Origin of the sequence: Xanthomonas sp. MUS 060, assembly GCF_000963215.1 — a bacterium.
Classification (GTDB): domain Bacteria; phylum Pseudomonadota; class Gammaproteobacteria; order Xanthomonadales; family Xanthomonadaceae; genus Xanthomonas_A.
This window is the reverse complement of the sequence record NZ_JZIM01000019.1, coordinates 29,429-48,366: the sequence shown is the minus strand read 5'-3', so window position 1 is coordinate 48,366 and position 18,938 is coordinate 29,429. Positions and strand designations below refer to the sequence as shown.

Here is an 18,938-nt window from a genome sequence, read left to right as displayed (position 1 = left end):
CGTACTGGATCGGCAACGGTGCCAGCGGATCGGCTTCGCCACGTGCGAACGCCCGATACAGCGCACTCAACTCGTTGATCAAAACCCCCATCGACCACCCGTCCGACACGATGTGGTGCATCGTGACGAAGAGGACGGACTCGTCATCGGCAAGGCGTATCAGCCGACCACGGATGAGCGGGCCATGCTCCAGCGTAAATGGTGCCTGTGCCTCCTCGGCCAATAGATAGTTGCTGCAGCATCGTCTCGCGTTCGGATACATCGCGCAGATCGTGATCGATCCGATGGAAGCCAATGTCCTCAGCAGAAATGTGCTGCAACGTCTGCCCATCGACCAGCACGAAGGTCGTGCGCAGCGACGCATGTCGGGCCACGATACGGTCCAATGCACGCTGCAACGCCTGCGTATCCAATGCCCCACGCAAGCGCAGGCCACCACTGACGTGATAGTCGTGCGCAGCGACGCATGTCGGGCCACGATACGGTCCAATGCACGCTGCAACGCCTGCGTATCCAATGCCCCACGCAAGCGCAGGCCACCACTGACGTGATACGCTTGGCTGACGCCCTCGAACTGCGACCGACAGGAACCAGAGCCGTTGCTGCGCAAACGACAGCACCCGCGGTGCATCCGGCTCCAGCGGCACGATCGGCGGCAAGATCGCGCTGGACGAGGACGCCACACAAGCGGCAAGGTCTTGCAACGTCGCATGCGTAAACAGCTCGGCCACGCCAATCTCGACACCCAATTCCTTGCGCACACGCGACAGCACCCGCGGTGCATCCGGCTCCAGCGGCACGATCGGCGGCAAGATCGCGCTGGACGAGGACGCCACACAAGCGGCAAGGTCTTGCAACGTCGCATGCGTAAACAGCTCGGCCACGCCAATCTCGACACCCAATTCCTTGCGCACACGCGATTGCGACCCGCACCGCCAGCAGCGAATGTCCACCGAGCGCGAAGAAGTTGTCCTGCCGACCCGCACCGCCAGCAGCGAATGTCCACCGAGCGCGAAGAAGTTGTCCTGCCGCCCGCGATGCTCTCTAGACCCAATAGATCGCACCAGATGCTCTCTAGACCCAATAGATCGCACCAGATCGCCCGCGGCGATGGTTTGTTCAATCGCGCCCTGTGGCGCTTCATACGCACGCGCCGCATAGGCTGCGGCATCCGGTGCGGGTAACGCCTTCCGATCCAGCTTGCCGTTCGGGGTCAGCGGCAGACGATCCAACTGCACATACGCCGCCGGCACCATGTAGTCCGGCAGCGCGGCGGACAGCCAGCTACGCAATACCTCCACGCTCAGATGTTCGGACGTCGCACACTCGGCACCGACCCAATACGCCACCAGACGCTTATCGCTGCCCGTGGCATCCTCCAGCGCCACCACCACGCACTCGCGCACATCCGCATGCGCGCTCAAGCGTGCCTCGATCTCGCCCAATTCGATGCGGACACCACGGATTTTAACTTGGTCATCGTTACGTTCGACAAAATCGATCGTGCCGTCGGCACGCCAGCAACCCAGATCGCCACTGCGATACATCCGCGCCATCGGCTCCTCACTAAACGGATCCGCCAGGAAGCGCTCGGCAGTCAAATCGTCGCGATTGAGATACCCGCGCCCCACACCATCGCCTCCGATATACAACTCACCCACCACTCCAACAGGAACCGGGGCACCGTGTGCATCGAGAATGTAAATGCGCGCATTGGGTATCGGACGACCGATTGGCATCCCCTCCGATGCAAAAATATCCTTGATAACGCCATCGACAGCAACGTCTGTAATTTCGGCTGGCCCATAGCTATTTACAAATACATACTTCTCTCCTCCTGAAATCCAAGAAGAAAGACGATTTCCTTTTATTTTTTCCCCACCAAGTACGATATAACGAAGCTTATCCAGCGAAAATTTCTCACTTATCGACTCCCCACCCTCCAAGACACCATACAACTGACTTGGCGCACAATTTATCAATGCAGCGCCAGTCGTCTGAAGAAGGTCGAGAATACTGGATCCGACCATCACACCTGGCGGTGCCAACACGACAGTACAGCCAACAAATAATGGCGAAATAATATTCTTAAGCGTCAAATCAAAAGAAAAAGAAGAAACAACCAACACCTTATCGCCACGCCTTAAATAGCCAATGGCATAGTGATGATATAAGTTGACACACCCGCGATGCTCGATCATCACACCTTTAGGCGTTCCGGTCGATCCCGATGTATAGATCACATAGGCTAGATGCCGCGCAGTGAGACTAATGGCATTGCGGTCCGGATTACTATCGGGCAAGTGTGCCCAGCGCTCGCTATCGGCCTGCAAATCGACAATAACGGCCAAGGCGGCACGCTCCTCGATCAAGCGACGACTTGCGGTCTGCGTCAGCACCGCCATCGCGCCGCAATCGGCGAGCATGTAGGCCAGTCGCTCTGGTGGATAAGCTGGATCAAGCGGCACATACGCACCGCCGGCCTTCAGTACCGCGAGCAACGCGACCACCATCTCCACACTACGCTGCACGCAGATCGCCACGCGCTCGTCCGGGCCAACGCCCAGCCCGCGCAGGTAATGCGCCAACCGGTTGGCACGTTGATTCAACTCGCCATACGTCAGCGACAGCTCGTCCTGTACTACCGCGATGGCCGCTGGATCGCGCGCCACTTGGGCCTCGAATAACTCATGCACACAGGCATTACGCGGATAATCCGTTGCTGTCGCATTCCACTGCCTCAGCATCTGATGGCGCTCGACCTCGTCCAGCAACGGCAAACGATCCACCGCCTGATATTCAGCACCCTCGGCCACCATTGCATTCAATAGATGGCGCCAATGCCCCATCCACCGCTCCAGCGTCGAACGCTCGAAAAGTGATGAATCAAAATCCAGAACAAAACCTATCTTCCCCTCACATTTCACAGCTTCTAGTACAAGGTCAAGTGCTGCAGCACCAGCAATCGGAGGATGACAAAAGTGAGCGAGATGCAAACCACCCCAAGAAACAGGCGCGATCTCATCATCGCCAACCAAAACATTCAAGGCATCGCCAAATTCACGTGGATTTTGAAATACGAACATAGCCTGAAAAAACGGCGAACGACTTTCCTCACGATGAGGATTAAGCCGTTCGACAAGCTCACAAAACGGAAAATCTTGATTCTCCATTGCACGTCTGACACGACTACGCACTCTGCGCAGTAGCTCCACGACGGTAAGGCCAGTATCGAAATCAGCCCGCAAGACGACCTGATTAAAGAAAATCTTGATTCTCCATTGCACGTCTGACACGACTACGCACTCTGCGCAGTAGCTCCACGACGGTAAGGCCAGTATCGAAATCAGCCCGCAAGACGACCTGATTAAAGAAAGGCCCGACAACATCAGACCATTTCTTTCTACCACGAGCCGGCATCGGCGATCCAACATGGAAATTATCCTGACCCGTAATCCGACGCAGAAAAATGAAATACGCTGCCAACAAAACCACGTAAATCGAGACATGACATCGACCTGAAAGGTCATTCAACTTCCTAGACAACTCCATGTCTAAAGCCAAGTAAATAGCATCGCGCTGCTTCACATGAAACAACGCACGCGGTTTACTTGCTGTAAAATTCAAGGATGGAATTTCATCAGAAAGAAGATTCTCCCAATAAGAAAACTGCCCTCTCCCTCCATCCCCATTCAGCCATTCACGTTGCCAGAGAACATAATCGAAATAACACAATTCCGGGACACTCTCACAGAAGGCCACCGGATGCGATGGCGCAATATTTACATACCCCCTCATAATAACGCCAAGCTCTTCAATCAAACGCCAAAACGACCAACCATCCACCACAAGATGATTGAACGCCATCAAAATAACGCTTTCCTGCGCATTTATGCGATAAATACCGACTCTAAATAATGGAGCAAGCGTGAGATCGAAAGGCCGAATGGCATCTTTTTTTACCATAACATCAAGAGCCGATGGATCAAGTTCAGACACATCTATCACTTGAATTTGCGTCCGAGCAAAAGGCTCGCTTTTTTGCTCTGGCTCTTGACCTACCTCACGAAAACGCGTGCGTAACATCGCATGACGCCTTGTCAGCTCCGCAATCGCCTGATCGAATAGATCAAGATCAACTTCACCCAAAAGACGCGCGAAAAAACTGATGTTGTAATTCCCCTGCAACTCCGGTTGCAGCTTGTACAAAAACCATAAAGCGCGCTGATTTGCAGACAATGGAAACCAGGCGTCATCATTTTCACCATCATGATTAGTTTTGCAATCAGTCATCGTAGCCATCAGTTCGACTCCTTCCATTCCATGCTCGTAAAGTTGAATTTCTTTTAAAATACGAACTTCTATCGATGGCCAAAGCCACCTTTTAATAATTTTTTAATAGCCCATTTTGGCAGACAAAGAAACTAAGATACCGCAGCCCCCCTACCTGCACCAGAGTAACGAGGCAAATTCACGAATATAAAAATGTTAACTTGCACATAGTTAGGAATTTTTCTAACCAGCGGCAATGCCGATGGCATTCAGCGCATCGCTTTGCGTACCTTTTGGCAGGCAAAGACCCAATCGATGTCCCCGACTATAGATACTGGATCATCAGTTACGCTGCTTGCAGGTGCTTGCTCCAGCGGCATTGCCCTGGAATGCAAGCTAGCCATGTTCGAACCACCATCGCTAAGGAAACGCGGCCGGAGGATAAAGAGTGCAAACAGTTAATGCCTGTTGCAGGGAAGATGTGCCTGTCACCCAGGCAATACGCCTGAAATACGCAGGAAACAGCGAAAAACCGAGGATCTGAGCGCCCTCAGCTCAGTCGATGTGGCTTGCTTCATCTTCCGGCCGCGTTGATCAGAACTTCCTTAGTGGCCGCGGCCAAGCAACAGACGCATTTGCTGGAATCGCTGCGCGGCATGCAAAGCTTGAAAGTGGCCGGTGAAGAATCGGTGCGCCGTTCCACTTACGAGAACTTGCTCAACGACACCGTCAATCAGGACGTGAAACTGGCGCGGATGTCCCTGGGCTCCAGCACGGCCAGCCAGTTGGTGTTCGGCCTGGAGCGCATCGCGGTGATCTGGATCGGCACCCGGTTAGCACTGGATAACGTATTTTCGGTCGGCATGCTGCTCGCCTACCTGGCCTACCTAGCCTACCTGGCCTACAAGGGCCAGTTCGCGATACGCGTGAGCGGGTTGATCGATAAATGGATCGAGTTCCGCATGTTGCGCCTGCATGGCGAGCGGCTGGCCGATATCGTGTTGACTCCACCGGAGGAGCATCATGCACAATCGCACGCACTACCACCCGCCAAGCCACGCATCGAAGTGGAAGGGCTGTCGTTTTGCTACGCCGACGGCGAGCCATGGGTGGTCAAGGACTGCTGTTTCACAATTGCGCCAGGGGAATCGGTGGCCATCATCGCCTTGCTGTCCTTGGCGTTGACGTAGCGTAGGCTGGCTCGCACCAGGTGCACGATGCACAACTGCGTCAGTGCCTTCAGGTACGAACCCCTCCGCCTGATTGCTGATTTCATTGAACATTCCTCTTCCAAAGGGAAAAGGTGTCAACCCAATTCAGGAGGGGTCACACAAACGAAAAAGGCCTCGCATACGCGAGGCCTTTCCGAAATCGTTACCGCACCGTCGCCGCAATCGGTTTGCGACGACGACACAGCAGTGGCGACTTATTTCACCAGCGAAGCAATCGCAGCGCCCAGATCACCAGGAGAACGCACGGTCTTGACGCCAGCGGCTTCCATCGCCGCGAACTTGCCTTCAGCCGTACCCGAACCGCCGGAGGCAATCGCGCCGGCATGGCCCATGCGCTTGCCCTTCGGTGCGGAAGCACCGGCGATGAAACCGACCACCGGCTTGTTGACGTACTGCTTGATGTACGCGGCACCAGCTTCCTCGGCGGCACCGCCGATTTCGCCGACCATGATGATGCCTTCGGTCTGCGGATCTTCGTTGAACAGCTTGAGGCAGTCGACGAAGTTCAGGCCGTTGATCGGGTCGCCGCCGATGCCGATGACGGTGGACTGGCCCAGGCCGGCAGCGGTGGTCTGCTTGACCGCTTCATAGGTCAGCGTGCCAGAACGCGAGACGATGCCGATCTTGCCCTTCTGGTGAATATGGCCGGGCATGATGCCGATCTTGCACTCGCCCGGAGTGATGATGCCAGGGCAGTTCGGGCCGACCAGCACAACGTCCGGATGCTGCTTCAGCACGTTCTTGACCCGCAGCATGTCCAGCACCGGGATGCCCTCGGTGATGCAGACGATGACCTTGATGCCGGCCGCTGCGGCTTCCAAGATCGCGTCGGCCGCGAACGGCGGCGGCACGTAGATCACCGAGGCGTCGGCGCCGGTGCTCTGGACCGCTTCGCGCACGGTGTTGAACACCGGCAGGCCAATGTGGGTGCTGCCACCCTTGCCGGGGGTCACGCCGCCGACGACCTGGGTGCCGTATTCCACCATCTGGGTGGCGTGGAAGGTGCCCTGCTGGCCGGTGAAGCCCTGCACGATGACCTTCGTCTTCTTGTTGATCAAAACAGACATGATTCTTCCTAAGTCTCGTGGAGGGTTCAGGCGGCGACCGCAGCGACGGCCTTCTTGGCACCGTCGTTGATGTCGTCGGCGGGAGTGATGGCCAGGCCGGAGTCGGCCAGCAGCTTCTTGCCCGCTTCCACATTGGTGCCTTCCAGACGCACCACCACCGGCACCTTGACGTCCACTTCCTTGACCGCCGCGATGATGCCCTCGGCAATCATGTCGCAGCGGACGATGCCGCCGAAGATGTTGACGAAAATGGCCTTGACCTTGTCGCTGGACAGAATGAGCTTGAACGCCTCGGTCACGCGTTCCTTGGTGGCACCGCCGCCCACGTCGAGGAAGTTGGCCGGCGCACCGCCGTTGAGCGCGATCACATCCATCGTGGCCATCGCCAGACCCGCGCCGTTGACCATGCAGCCGATGTTGCCGTCCATGGTGACGTAGTTGAGGTCGTGCTCGCTGGCCTTCACCTCGGTCTCGTCTTCCTGCGTTGTGTCGCGCATGGCGGCAAGGTCCTTGCGGCGGAAGGTGGCGTTGTCATCGGAGTTGACCTTGCCATCCAGCGCGTAGAGGTTCTGGTCGTCCAGAATCGCCAGCGGGTTCAGTTCCACCAGCGACAGATCCTTGTCGTTGAACAGCGCGTACAGCCCGCCCATGATGTTGGCCAACTGATTGGCCTGCTTGGCGGTCAACCCCATCTTGAAGCCGATTTCGCGGCCCTGGTAGGGCTGCACGCCTTCGGCGTAGTCGACCACGAGGGTGTGGATCTTCTCGGGCGTGGTGGCGGCGACTTCCTCGATGTCCACGCCGCCTTCGCTGGAGACGATATACGTGATCGACTTCTGATCGCGATCAACCAGCAGCGACAGGTACAGTTCCTTGACAATCTCGCCAGCGGTGGTCACCAGCACCAGATTGACCGGCAGCGCCACGCCCGCAGACTGGTAGGTGGCCATCTTGGTGCCGAGCATCTTGGCCGCAGCGGCTTTGACATCGTCGGTGGTCTTGCAGAACTTCACGCCGCCGGCTTTGCCGCGGCCGCCCGCATGGATCTGAGCCTTGACCATCCAGGGGCCATCGCCCAAGGCATTGGCCGCTTCGACGGCTTCTTCGGGCGTGGACGCGATGCGTCCGGCCGGAACCGGGATGCCGTAGTTGGCAAACAGTTGTTTCGCCTGGTATTCGTGGAAATTCATGCGTCACCGTGGGAGAAGGAACGACCGTCCCGCAGCGACCCGGAGCCTGAATGGCAGCCGGAGACGGTACGGACGGGACGCCTATTGTCGCCGACCCTGGGCGGCGGCGCAAAAGCGCCAGTGCGCCGCCGCCCACCGGCCTAGCGCCACGCATGCGATTGCGCCATCCGTCGGGCTGGCCCGCCCGCACCACGACGACGGGATCGCCATCCCGAAGCCTGCGCCCTCTGCCATCGGCCACGGCAGCGACACCCTATACTCGCGCCGTCCACCGCCCGTCTGGAGTCCAGCTTGGCCACCAGCGCCTCGCTCATCGATCGCATCAAGTCCATCCCCCGCCGCGAACTGTATTTTTTTGCGTTGTACCGGACCCTGGTGTCGGGGTTGATCGCGGCATTGGTGTTCAGCCCACTCAGCACACTGATCGGCGAGCCGCGTTTCCCGCAACTGGCCGAGGAACTGGCCACGCTCTATGTCGTCGTGGCAATGGCGCTGTTGCTATGGGGACGTAACGAACGCTATCTGACCCGAATCGTTTGTTTCAGCACCTTCATCGATATCGTCGCGGCGACCGTGGCCGCGCATGCGCTGCCCAGCGCCAGCGCCGGCATCGCCATGATGCTGCTGTTCAATATCGCCGCCGCCGCCATGATGTTGCGCTTGCGCTGGAGCATGGCGATCGCGCTGACCGCCTCTGTGGCGCTACTGGCGGAATATCTGTGGACCATCCTGGATAGCGGCAACAACAGCCGCAGCCTGGCCGAATTGGCGATGTTCGCCACCAGCTACCTTGCGGTGGCCTACTTCTGCAATCGCATCGGGCGACGCGCGCGCATCAATCAGAGTCTGGCAGAACAGCGCGGTGCGGAGGTGGCGAACCTCTACGAAATCAACGAGCTGATCATCCGCCGCATGCGCACAGGCGTATTGGTGGTCGACGGCCAGAATCGCGTCACGCTAGTTAACGAGGCAGCCTCGTTCCTGCTCGGTGATCACGACAGTCACAGCGATAACGGCCGACTCAACCTGCTCAGTGCCGCGCCGGAGTTGGCGCGTCGCCTGCAACGCTGGCGCAATGGCTCCAACCACGAGGAAAGTCCACTACAACTCTCCCCGGACCAGCCGGAAGTACAGCCACGCTTCGCCCGGTTGTTGGCCGAAGGCGAACTCACACTGGTGTTTCTCGACGACGCCACAGTGGTCTCGCGACGCGCCGAATCGCTGACCCTGTCGGCCATGGGCCGCTTCTCGGCGAGCCTGGCCCACGAAATCCGTAATCCACTGGCGGCCATCAACTACGCCTCGCAGTTATTGGAGGAATCCACGGCAATCGACGATGCCGACCGCCGCCTGCTGCAGATCATCCATCAGCAGTGCCAGCGCACCAACGGCATTGTCGAGAGTGTGTTGGGCTTGGCCCGACGCGAGCGCTCCAATCCGGAGAATCTTGACCTGGGCGCATTCTTGCGCCGCTTCGTGCTGGACTATCAACAAAGCCTGTCCATCGAAACCGACAGCATCGAGGCGATCCTCCCGCAGCAACCCGTGCATGCGTTGGTCGACCCCAAGCATCTGCATCAAATCCTCAGTGCGCTGGTACACAACGCGCTCAAATACGGCCGGGTGATGGAGGAACCGGCACGGGTGCGGCTGCGCGTGTGCATGCAGGAACGCAATGCCATCGTCGACGTGATGGACCGAGGCCCCGGCATTCCCGAGACAGTGGCGGCACAACTGTTCCGCCCGTTCTTCACCACCAGCGAGCACGGCACTGGACTGGGCCTGTATATCGCCCGCGAACTGTGCCGGGCCAACCAAGCGCGCCTGGAGTACGTTCCGGTCCCAGCCGGAGGTGCCTGCTTTCGCGTCGCACTGCCAGGACCGCACGCGATGCTGGCACGGTGAAAGGAAAGGTGAGAATCGCTTCGCCAGCACACCACCAACGCCGCTAAATTGGCGGACTCGCTCTACCTCCACCATCAACACTCTTTTTACGCATGAACGAAACACGAAGCGCCCTGATCGTCGACGACGAGCGCGACATCCGCGAGCTACTGGTCCTGACCCTGGGCAGGATGGGCCTGCGCATCAGCACCGCCGCCAATTTGGCCGAGGCGCGCGAATTACTGGCGAGCAATCGCTACGACCTGTGCATCACCGATATGCGCCTGCCCGACGGCAACGGCATCGAACTGGTCAGCGAGATTGCCAAGCATCACCCGCGCACACCGGTGGCGATGATCACCGCCTTCGGCAGCATGGATCTGGCGGTGGAGGCGCTGAAGGCCGGCGCGTTCGACTTCGTCAGCAAGCCAGTCGATATCCAGATTCTGCGCGGCCTGGTCAAGCACGCGCTGGAGCTCAACAACGCAACGCGCGTCGCCGCACCCGCCCCGGCGCCCGAACATGCCAACCGCCTGCTCGGCGCATCGGCGGCGATGGAGGCGCTGCGTACCACCATCGCCAAGGTGGCGCGCAACCAGGCGCCGGTCTATATCCTTGGCGAATCGGGCGTGGGGAAGGAGCTGGTGGCCCGCACCATCCACGAACAAGGCGGGCGCGCGGCCGGCCCGTTCGTCCCGGTGAACTGCGGCGCGATCCCGGCCGAATTGATGGAAAGCGAGTTCTTCGGCCATAAAAAAGGCAGTTTCACCGGCGCGCATGCCGACCAAGCCGGCCTGTTCCAAGCCGCGCACGGCGGCACCTTGTTCCTGGACGAAGTGGCCGAGTTGCCATTGCCGATGCAGGTCAAGTTGCTGCGCGCGATCCAGGAAAAATCGGTGCGCCCGGTCGGTGCCGCCACCGAAGTGCCTGTGGACGTGCGCATCCTCTCGGCCACACATCGGGATCTGGCCGACTTGGTCGCCGAGGGCCGCTTCCGCCACGACCTGTACTACCGCATCAACGTGATCGAACTACGCGTGCCACCGCTGCGCGAGCGCGCCGACGACCTGCCGCACCTGGCCGCAGCGATCCTGTCGCGGCTGGCCAAGAGCCATGGCCGCCCGCCCCCGTTACTCTCATCCCCAGCACTGGATGCCCTGAGCGGCTATGCCTTCCCCGGCAATGTGCGCGAATTGGAGAACATCCTCGAACGCGCCCTGGCAATGGCCGACGACGATCAGATCGATGTCGCCGACCTGCGCTTGCCACAGCCCGGCAACAGCGCCCGGGCGGCGGCCGAAGCCGCCCCAGCACTGCCGCCCGGCGTGGTCGACATCGACCCCGGTTCCTCGGCGCTGCCCTCCTATATCGAGCAACTCGAACGTGCGGCGATCCAAAAAGCGCTGGAAGAAAACCGCTGGAACAAGACCCGCACTGCCGCGCAACTCGGCATCACCTTCCGCGCGCTGCGCTACAAACTGAAAAAGCTGGGCATGGAATAGACCCAGCGAGCCGATCCTCGCAACACAACAGCATCGACACGACGCCGCGCGTTGTCATCGACGCCATCAGGCATCACAGACGTGCAACCCATGTTGGGCAAATAAGAGGTCGGAGCGGCGCACTGTCGCGCACCGCCCCACTGCGCATCAATCCTTGGTGACGCGATTGATCTCGGCCAGACTGGTGATGCCGTTGCGCGCTTTGAGCAAGGCCGATTGGCGCAGATCCTTGACTCCGATCTTCTGCGCGGCAGTGGCGATATCCATCGCGTTGCCGCCCTGCAGCACGATCGCGGCGATCTCGTCGTTCATCGGCATCACCTGATAGATGCCGGTGCGGCCCTTGTAGCCTTCGGTGCATTCTTCGCAACCGACCGGCTCGTACAACTGAACACCCGCGGCGATGTCCGCTTCGGTGAAGCCTTCGGCCAGCAACGCCTTCTCCGGCAATTTGACCGGGCGTTTGCAGTTGTTGCACAGCCGCCGCGCCAGGCGCTGCGCGATCACCAGGGTCACCGAACTGGTGATGTTGTAGGGCGCGATGCCCATGTTCATCAGACGCGCGATGGTCTGCGGCGCATCGTTGGTGTGCAAGGTGGACAGCACCATGTGACCGGTCTGCGCGGCCTTGATCGCGATCTCGGCGGTCTCCAGGTCGCGGATTTCGCCGACCATGATGATGTCCGGGTCCTGGCGCAGGAACGAGCGCAAGGCCGCGGCGAAGGTCATGCCGCGCTTGTTGTTCTGCTGTACCTGGTTGACGCCAGGCAGACGGATTTCCACCGGGTCCTCGGCAGTGGAGATGTTGCGGGTTTCGTCATTGAGAATGCCCAGCGCGGTATACAGCGAGACTGTCTTGCCCGAGCCGGTTGGGCCGGTCACCAGCACCATGCCGTAGGGCTTGTGGATCGCGTCCAGGAACAACTGCTGCTGTTCCGGCTCGTAGCCGAGCTTGTCGATGCCCAACTTGGCCGCACTGCCGTCGAGAATACGCAGCACGATCTTCTCACCGAACAAGGTCGGCAGCGTGCTGACGCGGAAGTCGATCTGCTTGTTCTTGGACAGGTTGAGCTTGATGCGTCCGTCCTGCGGCACGCGCTTCTCGGCGATGTCCAACTGCGCCATCACCTTCAAGCGTGCGGCGATGCGCTGATTGAGCTTGACCGGCGCCTTGGCCACGTTCTTGAGCAGGCCATCGATGCGCAGGCGCACCCGGTAATCGTCCTCGTAGGGCTCGAAATGGATATCAGAAGCACCGCGGCGGATCGCATCGACAAGCACCTTGTTGACGAACTTCACCACCGGTGTGTCTTCGCTCTTGGCGTCCATGGTGGTGTCGCCGTTGCCGTCCTCGTCGCCGCCCACATCGAGGTTGTCCATGCCCTCGTCGTCGCCACCCAACGCACTGCCGAGCACATCGTTGCTGGAATGCCACTGCTCCAGCGTGCGGCGGATCTGGTCCTCGTCGACCAGGATCGGCTCCACCGTGAGATTGGTATGGAACTTGATGTCGTCCAGCGCGCGGGTCTGGGTGGGATTGCTGATGCCCACGAACAGACGGCTACCGCGCTTGAACAGCGGCAGTACCTGGTGCTTGTGCAGCAGTTCCTCGCTGACCAGCTTCATCGCGTTCTGGCTGGCGTCGAACACCGAGGCATCCAGCAACGGCACACCGAATTCCACCGCATTGGCGGCGGCCAACTGCGCGGCGGTGACCAGCTTCTTCTCGGCGAACCATTGCGGCAGCGGGACCCGGGCCTCGCTCGCCTGGGCCATGGCGGTCCGTGCCGCGGCCTCTTCCAGGACCCCATCCTGAACGAGACGGCGGGCGATGCCGGTGATGCCGACGAGATTGGCGGAAGTCAAAGCACTCATATTGGGCCCCATCTATCAAGTCACTAACCAAGGTAAATGTACACCATCAACCAAATGCCACCATAGCAACCCCAAATACACCCCCAAGAGAAAATTCCAATATTAATCCGGAATTAAATTAACCCCATTAATTTCCATGTAAAGCTTGAAACCCCAACACCTCACAAACATCCGTCAATTCCAGAAATAATAAAGGCCCTTGTAGTCAAGGGCCTTTATTGAAACATATATTTACAACTATTACTTTGCAGTACTAGTACAATTAGCAGGCAGGTACTTGGCTGCAATTGTGCTAGTGCAAGTCCAGACAATACTCTCAGCTGGCATCGTACCAGCCGCCAGAGCTGCACCAGCAGAAGAAGGAGTCAGTATGACATTGCCACCACCTGCTGCGGCAGTTGTAGTAACAGTTATAGCTCCAGTATTGGGGTCGATAGCCACAGCTGCAACATTAGGAGTAGCTTTAGTAGGAGCAGTCCAATTATTATTTAAAGTCGCTGCACCAGCAGCCGCGTTTTCGCTTACCACAGGCTTGAGTCCGTCCGCAGCGACAAGTGCTTCACTAACACGAGCCTTAACAACATAATTTTGATAAGCCGGCAATGCAATGGCAGCCAAAATGGCAATGATCGCGATCACGATCATCAATTCGATCAGGGTAAAGCCCTGCTGCTTCTTCATAACAAACCCCTAGAGTATGGCGTAATTAGTGTGTAGGCACTCGCCCGCGGAGCGTTCTCCCCGAGCGCCGCGGCGAAGCGCCACGTACAAGGATCCAAGCAGACTGCGTGCCAACTTTTCGCACTTCGCCGCATGACTCCCCGGACACTATGATGCCCTATTAGGGCAAACGGGAAGTAGCCAAGATCGCGATCCGCGACAGGATGGGCAGGACGCCGCACAGGGGCAAGAACTGACGCGCTGCGTCACTTGGCAATAAATAGCGACGTCCAGCAGCACACGGATGCCAGACGCCACGGAAACCGATACCATGCGGCTCATGTCCGCCCGGGGATGGCCGGACGGGGGAGACGACCTGATGTCCGCAACTCGCAGCGCAGTCAAGAGCGCAGTCAAAAAACAACCGGTCGCGCGCGCTACCAGCCAGCAAGTGCAGTTCGTCTGGGAGGGTAAAGACAAGCGCGGCGTCAAGATGAAGGGCGAGCAGACGGCCAAGAACGCCAACCTGTTGCGCGCGGAACTGCGTCGCCAGGGGATCACCCCCACCGTGGTCAAACCCAAGCCCAAGCCCTTGTTCGGCGCGGCGGGCAGCAAGGTCTCTCCCAAGGACATCGCTTTCTTCAGCCGGCAAATGGCAACGATGATGAAGTCGGGCGTGCCCATCGTGGGGTCACTGGAGATCATCGGCAGCGGGCATAAGAACCCGCGCATGAAAAAGATGGTCGAGCAGATCCGCACCGATATCGAAGGCGGCTCCTCGCTCTACGAAGCGATCAGCCGGCATCCGGTGCAATTCGACGAGCTGTATCGCAACCTGGTCAAGGCTGGCGAAGGCGCCGGCGTGCTCGAAACCGTGCTGGAAACGGTAGCCACTTACAAAGAGAACATCGAAGCGCTGAAGGGCAAAATCAAGAAGGCGCTGTTCTATCCAGCGATGGTGATGGCCGTCGCGCTGATCGTCAGTTCGATCCTACTGGTGTGGGTGGTGCCGCAGTTCGAGGACGTGTTCAAGGGCTTCGGCGCGGAACTGCCAGCCTTCACCCAGATGATCGTGACGGCCTCGCGCTTCATGGTGGCGTATTGGTGGATGATGCTGATCGTGGTGATCGGCAGCATCGTTGGCTTCACCTTCGCCTACAAACGCTCGCCGGCGATGCAACATGGCATGGACCGGCTGATACTGAAGGTGCCGATCATCGGCCAGATCATGCATAACAGTTCGGTGGCGCGCTTCTCGCGCACCCTGGCGGTGACCTTCCGCGCCGGCGTGCCGCTGGTGGAAGCGCTGGATATCGTCGCCGGTGCCACCGGCAACAGCGTCTACGAAAAGTCGGTGCTGCGCATGCGCGACGACGTCTCGGTCGGCTACCCGGTGAACGTGGCGATGAAACAGACCAATCTGTTTCCGCACATGGTGATCCAGATGACCGGCATCGGCGAGGAAGCCGGCGCGCTGGACGCGATGCTGTTCAAGGTAGCCGAATACTTCGAACAGGAGGTCAACAATGCGGTCGATGCCCTGAGCAGCCTGATGGAACCGCTGATCATGGTGTTCATCGGCACCATCGTCGGCGGCATGGTTATCGGCATGTATCTACCGATCTTCAAGCTGGCCTCGGTGGTGGGATAAGGCGCAATGGCATTTCTCGATCAACACCCCGGCCTGGGCTACCCGGCCGCGGCGGGGCTGGGCCTGCTGCTGGGCAGTTTTCTCAACGTGGTGATCCTGCGCCTGCCCAAGCGCATGGAGTGGCAATGGAAGCGCGATTCGCGCGAAATCCTGGAGCTGCCGGACCTCTACGATCCACCGCCCCCCGGCATCGTGGTGGAACCGTCGCACTGCCCGCAGTGCAAGCACCGGCTGGCTTGGTTCGAGAACATTCCGCTGTTCAGTTGGCTGGCCCTGCGCGGCAAATGCCGGCATTGCCATACCCCGATTTCGGTCCAGTATCCGCTGGTGGAGTTGTTGACCAGCCTGCTGGTGGTCGCCAGCGTGTGGCGCTTCGGCTTCGGCTGGCAGGGCTTCGGCGCCATCGTGCTCAGTTGCTTCCTGGTCGCGTTGTCGGGGATCGATCTGCGCACCCGCCTGCTGCCGGACCAACTGACCTTGCCGCTGATGTGGCTGGGCCTGATCGGCAGTATGGACAATCTGTACATGCCGGCCAAACCAGCTCTGCTCGGCGCGGCGGTCGGCTATGTGTCGCTGTGGTCAGTGTGGTGGCTGTTCAAGCAGATCACCGGCAAGGAGGGCATGGGCCATGGCGACTTCAAGCTGCTGGCCGCCATCGGCGCCTGGTGCGGGCTGAAGGGCATCCTGCCGGTCATCATGATCTCCTCGCTGGTGGGCGCGATCCTGGGCTCGGCCTGGCTCGCGGCCAAGGGCCGCGACCGGGCGACGCCGATCCCGTTCGGCCCCTATCTGGCGATCGCCGGGTGGATCACCTTCTTCTGGGGAAGGCAGATTGTGGACACCTACCTGCACTGGTCCGGGCTGCGTTGACGGGGCGGCGGCTTGACTGAGTTCATCGTCGGCCTGACCGGTGGCGTCGCCTCGGGCAAGAGCGAACTCGGCCGCCACTTCGAAGCCAAGGGCATTGTCGTCGCCGACGCCGACGTGGCCGCGCGCGCCGTGGTCGCCCCCGGTCAGCCGGCGCTGGCGCAGATCGTGGCGCGGTTCGGCCCGCAGCTTCTGCGCGAGGATGGGCAACTCGACCGCGCCGCCTTGCGCGAACGGATCTTCGCCGATGCGGCCGCGCGGCGCGACCTCGAAGCGATCACCCATCCGGCCATTCGCCTGCTGTTGCAGCAAACCTGTCGCGAAGCCGATGGCCCATATGCCATCGCCGCCATTCCCTTGCTGACCGAGGTGGGCGCGCGCACGGCCTACCCCTGGCTGGACCGGATCCTGCTGGTGGATGCGCCCGAAGCGTTACAGCACACGCGGCTGACCCAGCGCGATGGCATCACCGCCGATCTGGCCCAACGGATGCTGGCCGCGCAGGCTACCCGCGCGGCGCGGCTGGCGATTGCCGACGACGTGGTGGTCAACGACGGCGCGGCGGCACAGTTGCAGGAGGCCGTGGACGCACTGGATCGGCGATACCGGGCATTGGCGGCGATCAAGGCGGCACGATAGAAGCAGCCCGCGCTGCGCTATATGGCCGTTCGTGACTGCAACAGCAGCCACCGGCCTATCACCGTGTTACGCCGGCTTGAACCACAACGTCGCGACCACGCCCTTGACGGCGCCCGGGCGCACATTGACCTGCCAGCCATACAGATCGCACAAACGGCTGACGATCGACAGGCCGATGCCGCCGCCCTGCGAATGACCCGCGTGAGTGCCGCGATAGCCGCGCTGGAATAACTTGGCGGCGTCCTCCTCGCTGAGACCGGGACCGGAGTCGATCACCTGCACCGCATCGCTCAACACCCGCACCAGCACCTGGCCTTCCTGGGTGTACTTGACCGCGTTGCCGATCAGATTGCCCAGCGCCACCGAGAGCGCCGACTCGGGCGCATCGATGGTCAACCCACGCTCGCCCTCCAGCAGCAACTGCAGTGGTTTACCGCCCAATTGAGCCCGATGCGACTCGATCAGTTGCTCGGCGACCTTGGCGACGTTGCTATGCCCCTGCCCGCGTTCGTTGCGCGACAACAGCAACAACGAACCGATCAAGTCGCTGCACTGCTGTTCGGCACGCTGGATACGCTGCAGCCGTTGCAACACCTTGTCGTCGAGATTGGGACGGGTCAACAGCAGCTCCGTGGCGCCACGGATCACCGCCAACGGAGTCCGCAGTTCATGGCTGACGTCGGCGTTGAACTCACGGTCGCGCTGCACCACTTCAGTCAAGCGCGCCGAGTAATTGTCCAGCGCCTCGGCCAACTGGCCGACCTCGTCGTCGGGGAAGTGCGGCGCCAACGGCTTGGGATCGCTGCTACCGCGATAGGCGCGCAAGCGTGCGGCCAGATCCGACACCGGACGCATCACCCGCGACGCCGACCACCAGCCGATCACCAGCGACAGCGCGCTGAACACCAGCACGGACAGGATCAGGGTGCGCTTGAGCTGCACCTCGCCCTGGATCGTCTGGGTCATATCGTAGGCGAGGAAGAACCACACGTTCGGCGTCTTGCGCACTGCCACTTTGTAGGCGAACGCTTTGCCGGTCTCGTCGCGACCGGACACAGGATGGATGCCGTCAGAGAAGTTGTACCACTCCGGCTGCTCGCGCCTGAGCGCCTCGAAACGGTCGCTCTTGACCACCCGGCCGACCATCTGCTGCACCGGCAGATCGGGATTTTTGGACGGGTCGGAGAAGAAACGGTGCGAATATTCGTCGATATTGCGGTTCAACACCACTTCGACCAGTTGATTCTCCACCCGCTCACGCGCCCAAATGGTGGCGAACGCGAACAGCGCCGTCAGGCAGAAACCCAACAGGACGAAGGACAGAATGATGCGGCTGCGGAGGCGGCGACGGTAACGCCCGTGCCGCCGCATCACCCGAGGCAACACACCGGCTTCAGGCATCGGGCGCGGCGATGCGGTAGCCGATGCCGTGACGGGTCTGGATCATCGGCACGCCGAACGGCTTGTCCACTACCGCACGCAGGCCGTGGATGTGCACACGCAAGGAGTCAGAATCCGGCAGTTCCTCGCCCCACACCCGGGTTTCCAGCTCCTGCCGGGTGACCACGGCGGGAGAAGCTTCCATCAATGCCTGCAGGATCTTCAACGCGGTGGGATTGAGCTGCAACAGCTTGCTCTGGCGTCGCACTTCCAACGTGTCCAGGTTGTACTCCAGATCGCCTGTCACCAGGACTCGGGTGTGTACCCCTTTTCCACGCCGCGACAGCGCATTGAGCCGTACTTCCACTTCCTGCAGCGCGAACGGCTTGATCAGGTAGTCGTCGGCACCGGAATCGAAACCGGCGAGCTTGTTGTCCAGCGAATCGCGGGCGGTGAGCATCAGCACCGGGGTTTGCTTGCGCGCTTCGTTGCGCAGCTTGCGGCAGACTTCGATGCCATCCATGCCGGGCAGATTGAGGTCGAGCACGATCGCATCGAACTCGTGTACCACTGCCAGATGCAGGCCGGTGACGCCGTCGGCGGCGAAATCGACGGTGTGGCCACGGTCTTCGAGGTAATCGCCCAGATTGGCGGCGATGTCGCTGTTGTCTTCGATCACTAAAATTCGCACCAACATTTACCCCGTCAGTCGTACTTGC

Annotated in this window: 13 protein-coding genes and 1 pseudogene; 6 read left to right on the top strand and 8 right to left on the bottom strand. The window is 60.1% G+C overall.

What is annotated here, in order from left to right; translation table 11 throughout:
- Window positions 1-143: 143 nt before the first annotated feature.
- Together XANALMUS060_RS18820 and XANALMUS060_RS17610 are read right to left on the bottom strand one after the other, a co-directional pair.
- A complete protein-coding gene (locus tag XANALMUS060_RS18820; RefSeq protein WP_255352379.1) occupies window positions 144-3,215 on the bottom strand; it encodes an amino acid adenylation domain-containing protein in 3,072 nt (1,023 codons plus the stop codon).
- 43 nt (window positions 3,216-3,258) lie between these two features.
- On the bottom strand, window positions 3,259-4,302 hold the full coding sequence (locus XANALMUS060_RS17610) for a condensation domain-containing protein (RefSeq protein ID WP_161795428.1): 1,044 nt from the start codon (window positions 4,300-4,302) through the stop codon (window positions 3,259-3,261).
- A 575-nt stretch (window positions 4,303-4,877) separates the two neighbouring features.
- On the opposite strand from XANALMUS060_RS17610, the pseudogene XANALMUS060_RS14300 reads away from it, so the two are divergent.
- Window positions 4,878-5,435, top strand: a pseudogene (locus tag XANALMUS060_RS14300) (ABC transporter transmembrane domain-containing protein); the annotation flags it as partial.
- 263 nt (window positions 5,436-5,698) lie between these two features.
- Here XANALMUS060_RS14300 and sucD read toward each other — a convergent pair.
- A complete protein-coding gene (gene sucD / locus XANALMUS060_RS14295; protein ID WP_045739006.1) occupies window positions 5,699-6,571 on the bottom strand; it encodes a succinate--CoA ligase subunit alpha in 873 nt (290 codons plus the stop codon).
- Between the two features lie 26 nt (window positions 6,572-6,597).
- The gene (gene sucC / locus XANALMUS060_RS14290; RefSeq protein WP_045739005.1) at window positions 6,598-7,761 is read right to left on the bottom strand and encodes an ADP-forming succinate--CoA ligase subunit beta; all 1,164 of its coding nucleotides are present in this window, start codon (window positions 7,759-7,761) and stop codon (window positions 6,598-6,600) included.
- A gap of 291 nt (window positions 7,762-8,052) precedes the next feature.
- On the opposite strand from sucC, the gene XANALMUS060_RS14285 reads away from it, so the two are divergent.
- Together XANALMUS060_RS14285 and XANALMUS060_RS14280 are read left to right on the top strand one after the other, a co-directional pair.
- Window positions 8,053-9,666 carry an ATP-binding protein gene (locus tag XANALMUS060_RS14285; protein ID WP_045739004.1) on the top strand — a complete coding sequence of 538 codons (1,614 nt, stop codon included), beginning with the start codon at window positions 8,053-8,055 and terminating at the stop codon, window positions 9,664-9,666.
- A 92-nt stretch (window positions 9,667-9,758) separates the two neighbouring features.
- Window positions 9,759-11,147, top strand: coding sequence for a sigma-54 dependent transcriptional regulator (locus XANALMUS060_RS14280; RefSeq protein ID WP_045739003.1), 1,389 nt, complete (start codon window positions 9,759-9,761; stop codon window positions 11,145-11,147).
- A 147-nt stretch (window positions 11,148-11,294) separates the two neighbouring features.
- Here XANALMUS060_RS14280 and pilB read toward each other — a convergent pair whose 3' ends face one another.
- Window positions 11,295-13,022, bottom strand: coding sequence for a type IV-A pilus assembly ATPase PilB (gene pilB / locus XANALMUS060_RS14275; protein WP_045739002.1), 1,728 nt, complete (start codon window positions 13,020-13,022; stop codon window positions 11,295-11,297).
- Between the two features lie 240 nt (window positions 13,023-13,262).
- A complete protein-coding gene (locus tag XANALMUS060_RS18810; RefSeq protein WP_045739001.1) occupies window positions 13,263-13,703 on the bottom strand; it encodes a pilin in 441 nt (146 codons plus the stop codon).
- Window positions 13,704-14,061: 358 nt separating this feature from the next.
- On the opposite strand from XANALMUS060_RS18810, the gene XANALMUS060_RS14265 reads away from it, so the two are divergent.
- From XANALMUS060_RS14265 to coaE, 3 genes are read left to right on the top strand one after another with little or no spacing between them, the layout of a single operon-like run.
- Window positions 14,062-15,333, top strand: a complete 1,272-nt coding sequence (locus tag XANALMUS060_RS14265; RefSeq protein WP_045739000.1) for a type II secretion system F family protein — start codon at window positions 14,062-14,064, stop codon at window positions 15,331-15,333.
- Window positions 15,334-15,339: 6 nt separating this feature from the next.
- Window positions 15,340-16,203: an A24 family peptidase gene (locus XANALMUS060_RS14260; protein WP_045738999.1), complete on the top strand. Its 864-nt coding sequence runs from the start codon at window positions 15,340-15,342 to the stop codon at window positions 16,201-16,203.
- A 12-nt stretch (window positions 16,204-16,215) separates the two neighbouring features.
- Window positions 16,216-16,839, top strand: a complete 624-nt coding sequence (gene coaE / locus XANALMUS060_RS14255; RefSeq protein WP_045738998.1) for a dephospho-CoA kinase — start codon at window positions 16,216-16,218, stop codon at window positions 16,837-16,839.
- A 66-nt stretch (window positions 16,840-16,905) separates the two neighbouring features.
- Here the strand turns inward: coaE and XANALMUS060_RS14250 are convergent, their stop codons facing one another.
- Both XANALMUS060_RS14250 and XANALMUS060_RS14245 read right to left on the bottom strand, forming a co-directional pair.
- Complete coding sequence (locus tag XANALMUS060_RS14250; RefSeq protein ID WP_045727008.1) at window positions 16,906-18,240, bottom strand: HAMP domain-containing sensor histidine kinase; 1,335 nt, start codon at window positions 18,238-18,240, stop codon at window positions 16,906-16,908.
- On the bottom strand, window positions 18,233-18,910 hold the full coding sequence (locus tag XANALMUS060_RS14245) for a response regulator transcription factor (RefSeq protein WP_045728928.1): 678 nt from the start codon (window positions 18,908-18,910) through the stop codon (window positions 18,233-18,235). The genes XANALMUS060_RS14250 and XANALMUS060_RS14245 overlap by 8 nt, the downstream gene beginning before the upstream one ends.
- Between the last annotated feature and the right edge of the window lie 28 nt (window positions 18,911-18,938).

Excerpts from the sequence above, each read along its gene's own strand:
- XANALMUS060_RS17610 (WP_161795428.1), bottom strand. The coding sequence starts at position 4,302 with ATGGCTACGATGACTGATTGCAAAACTAATCATGATGGTGAAAATGAT.
- sucD (WP_045739006.1), bottom strand. The coding sequence starts at position 6,571 with ATGTCTGTTTTGATCAACAAGAAGACGAAGGTCATCGTGCAGGGCTTC.
- sucC (WP_045739005.1), bottom strand. The coding sequence starts at position 7,761 with ATGAATTTCCACGAATACCAGGCGAAACAACTGTTTGCCAACTACGGC.
- XANALMUS060_RS14280 (WP_045739003.1), top strand. The coding sequence starts at position 9,759 with ATGAACGAAACACGAAGCGCCCTGATCGTCGACGACGAGCGCGACATC.
- pilB (WP_045739002.1), bottom strand. The coding sequence starts at position 13,022 with ATGAGTGCTTTGACTTCCGCCAATCTCGTCGGCATCACCGGCATCGCC.
- XANALMUS060_RS18810 (WP_045739001.1), bottom strand. The coding sequence starts at position 13,703 with ATGAAGAAGCAGCAGGGCTTTACCCTGATCGAATTGATGATCGTGATC.
- XANALMUS060_RS14265 (WP_045739000.1), top strand. The coding sequence starts at position 14,062 with ATGTCCGCAACTCGCAGCGCAGTCAAGAGCGCAGTCAAAAAACAACCG.
- XANALMUS060_RS14260 (WP_045738999.1), top strand. The coding sequence starts at position 15,340 with ATGGCATTTCTCGATCAACACCCCGGCCTGGGCTACCCGGCCGCGGCG.
- XANALMUS060_RS14250 (WP_045727008.1), bottom strand. The coding sequence starts at position 18,240 with ATGCCTGAAGCCGGTGTGTTGCCTCGGGTGATGCGGCGGCACGGGCGT.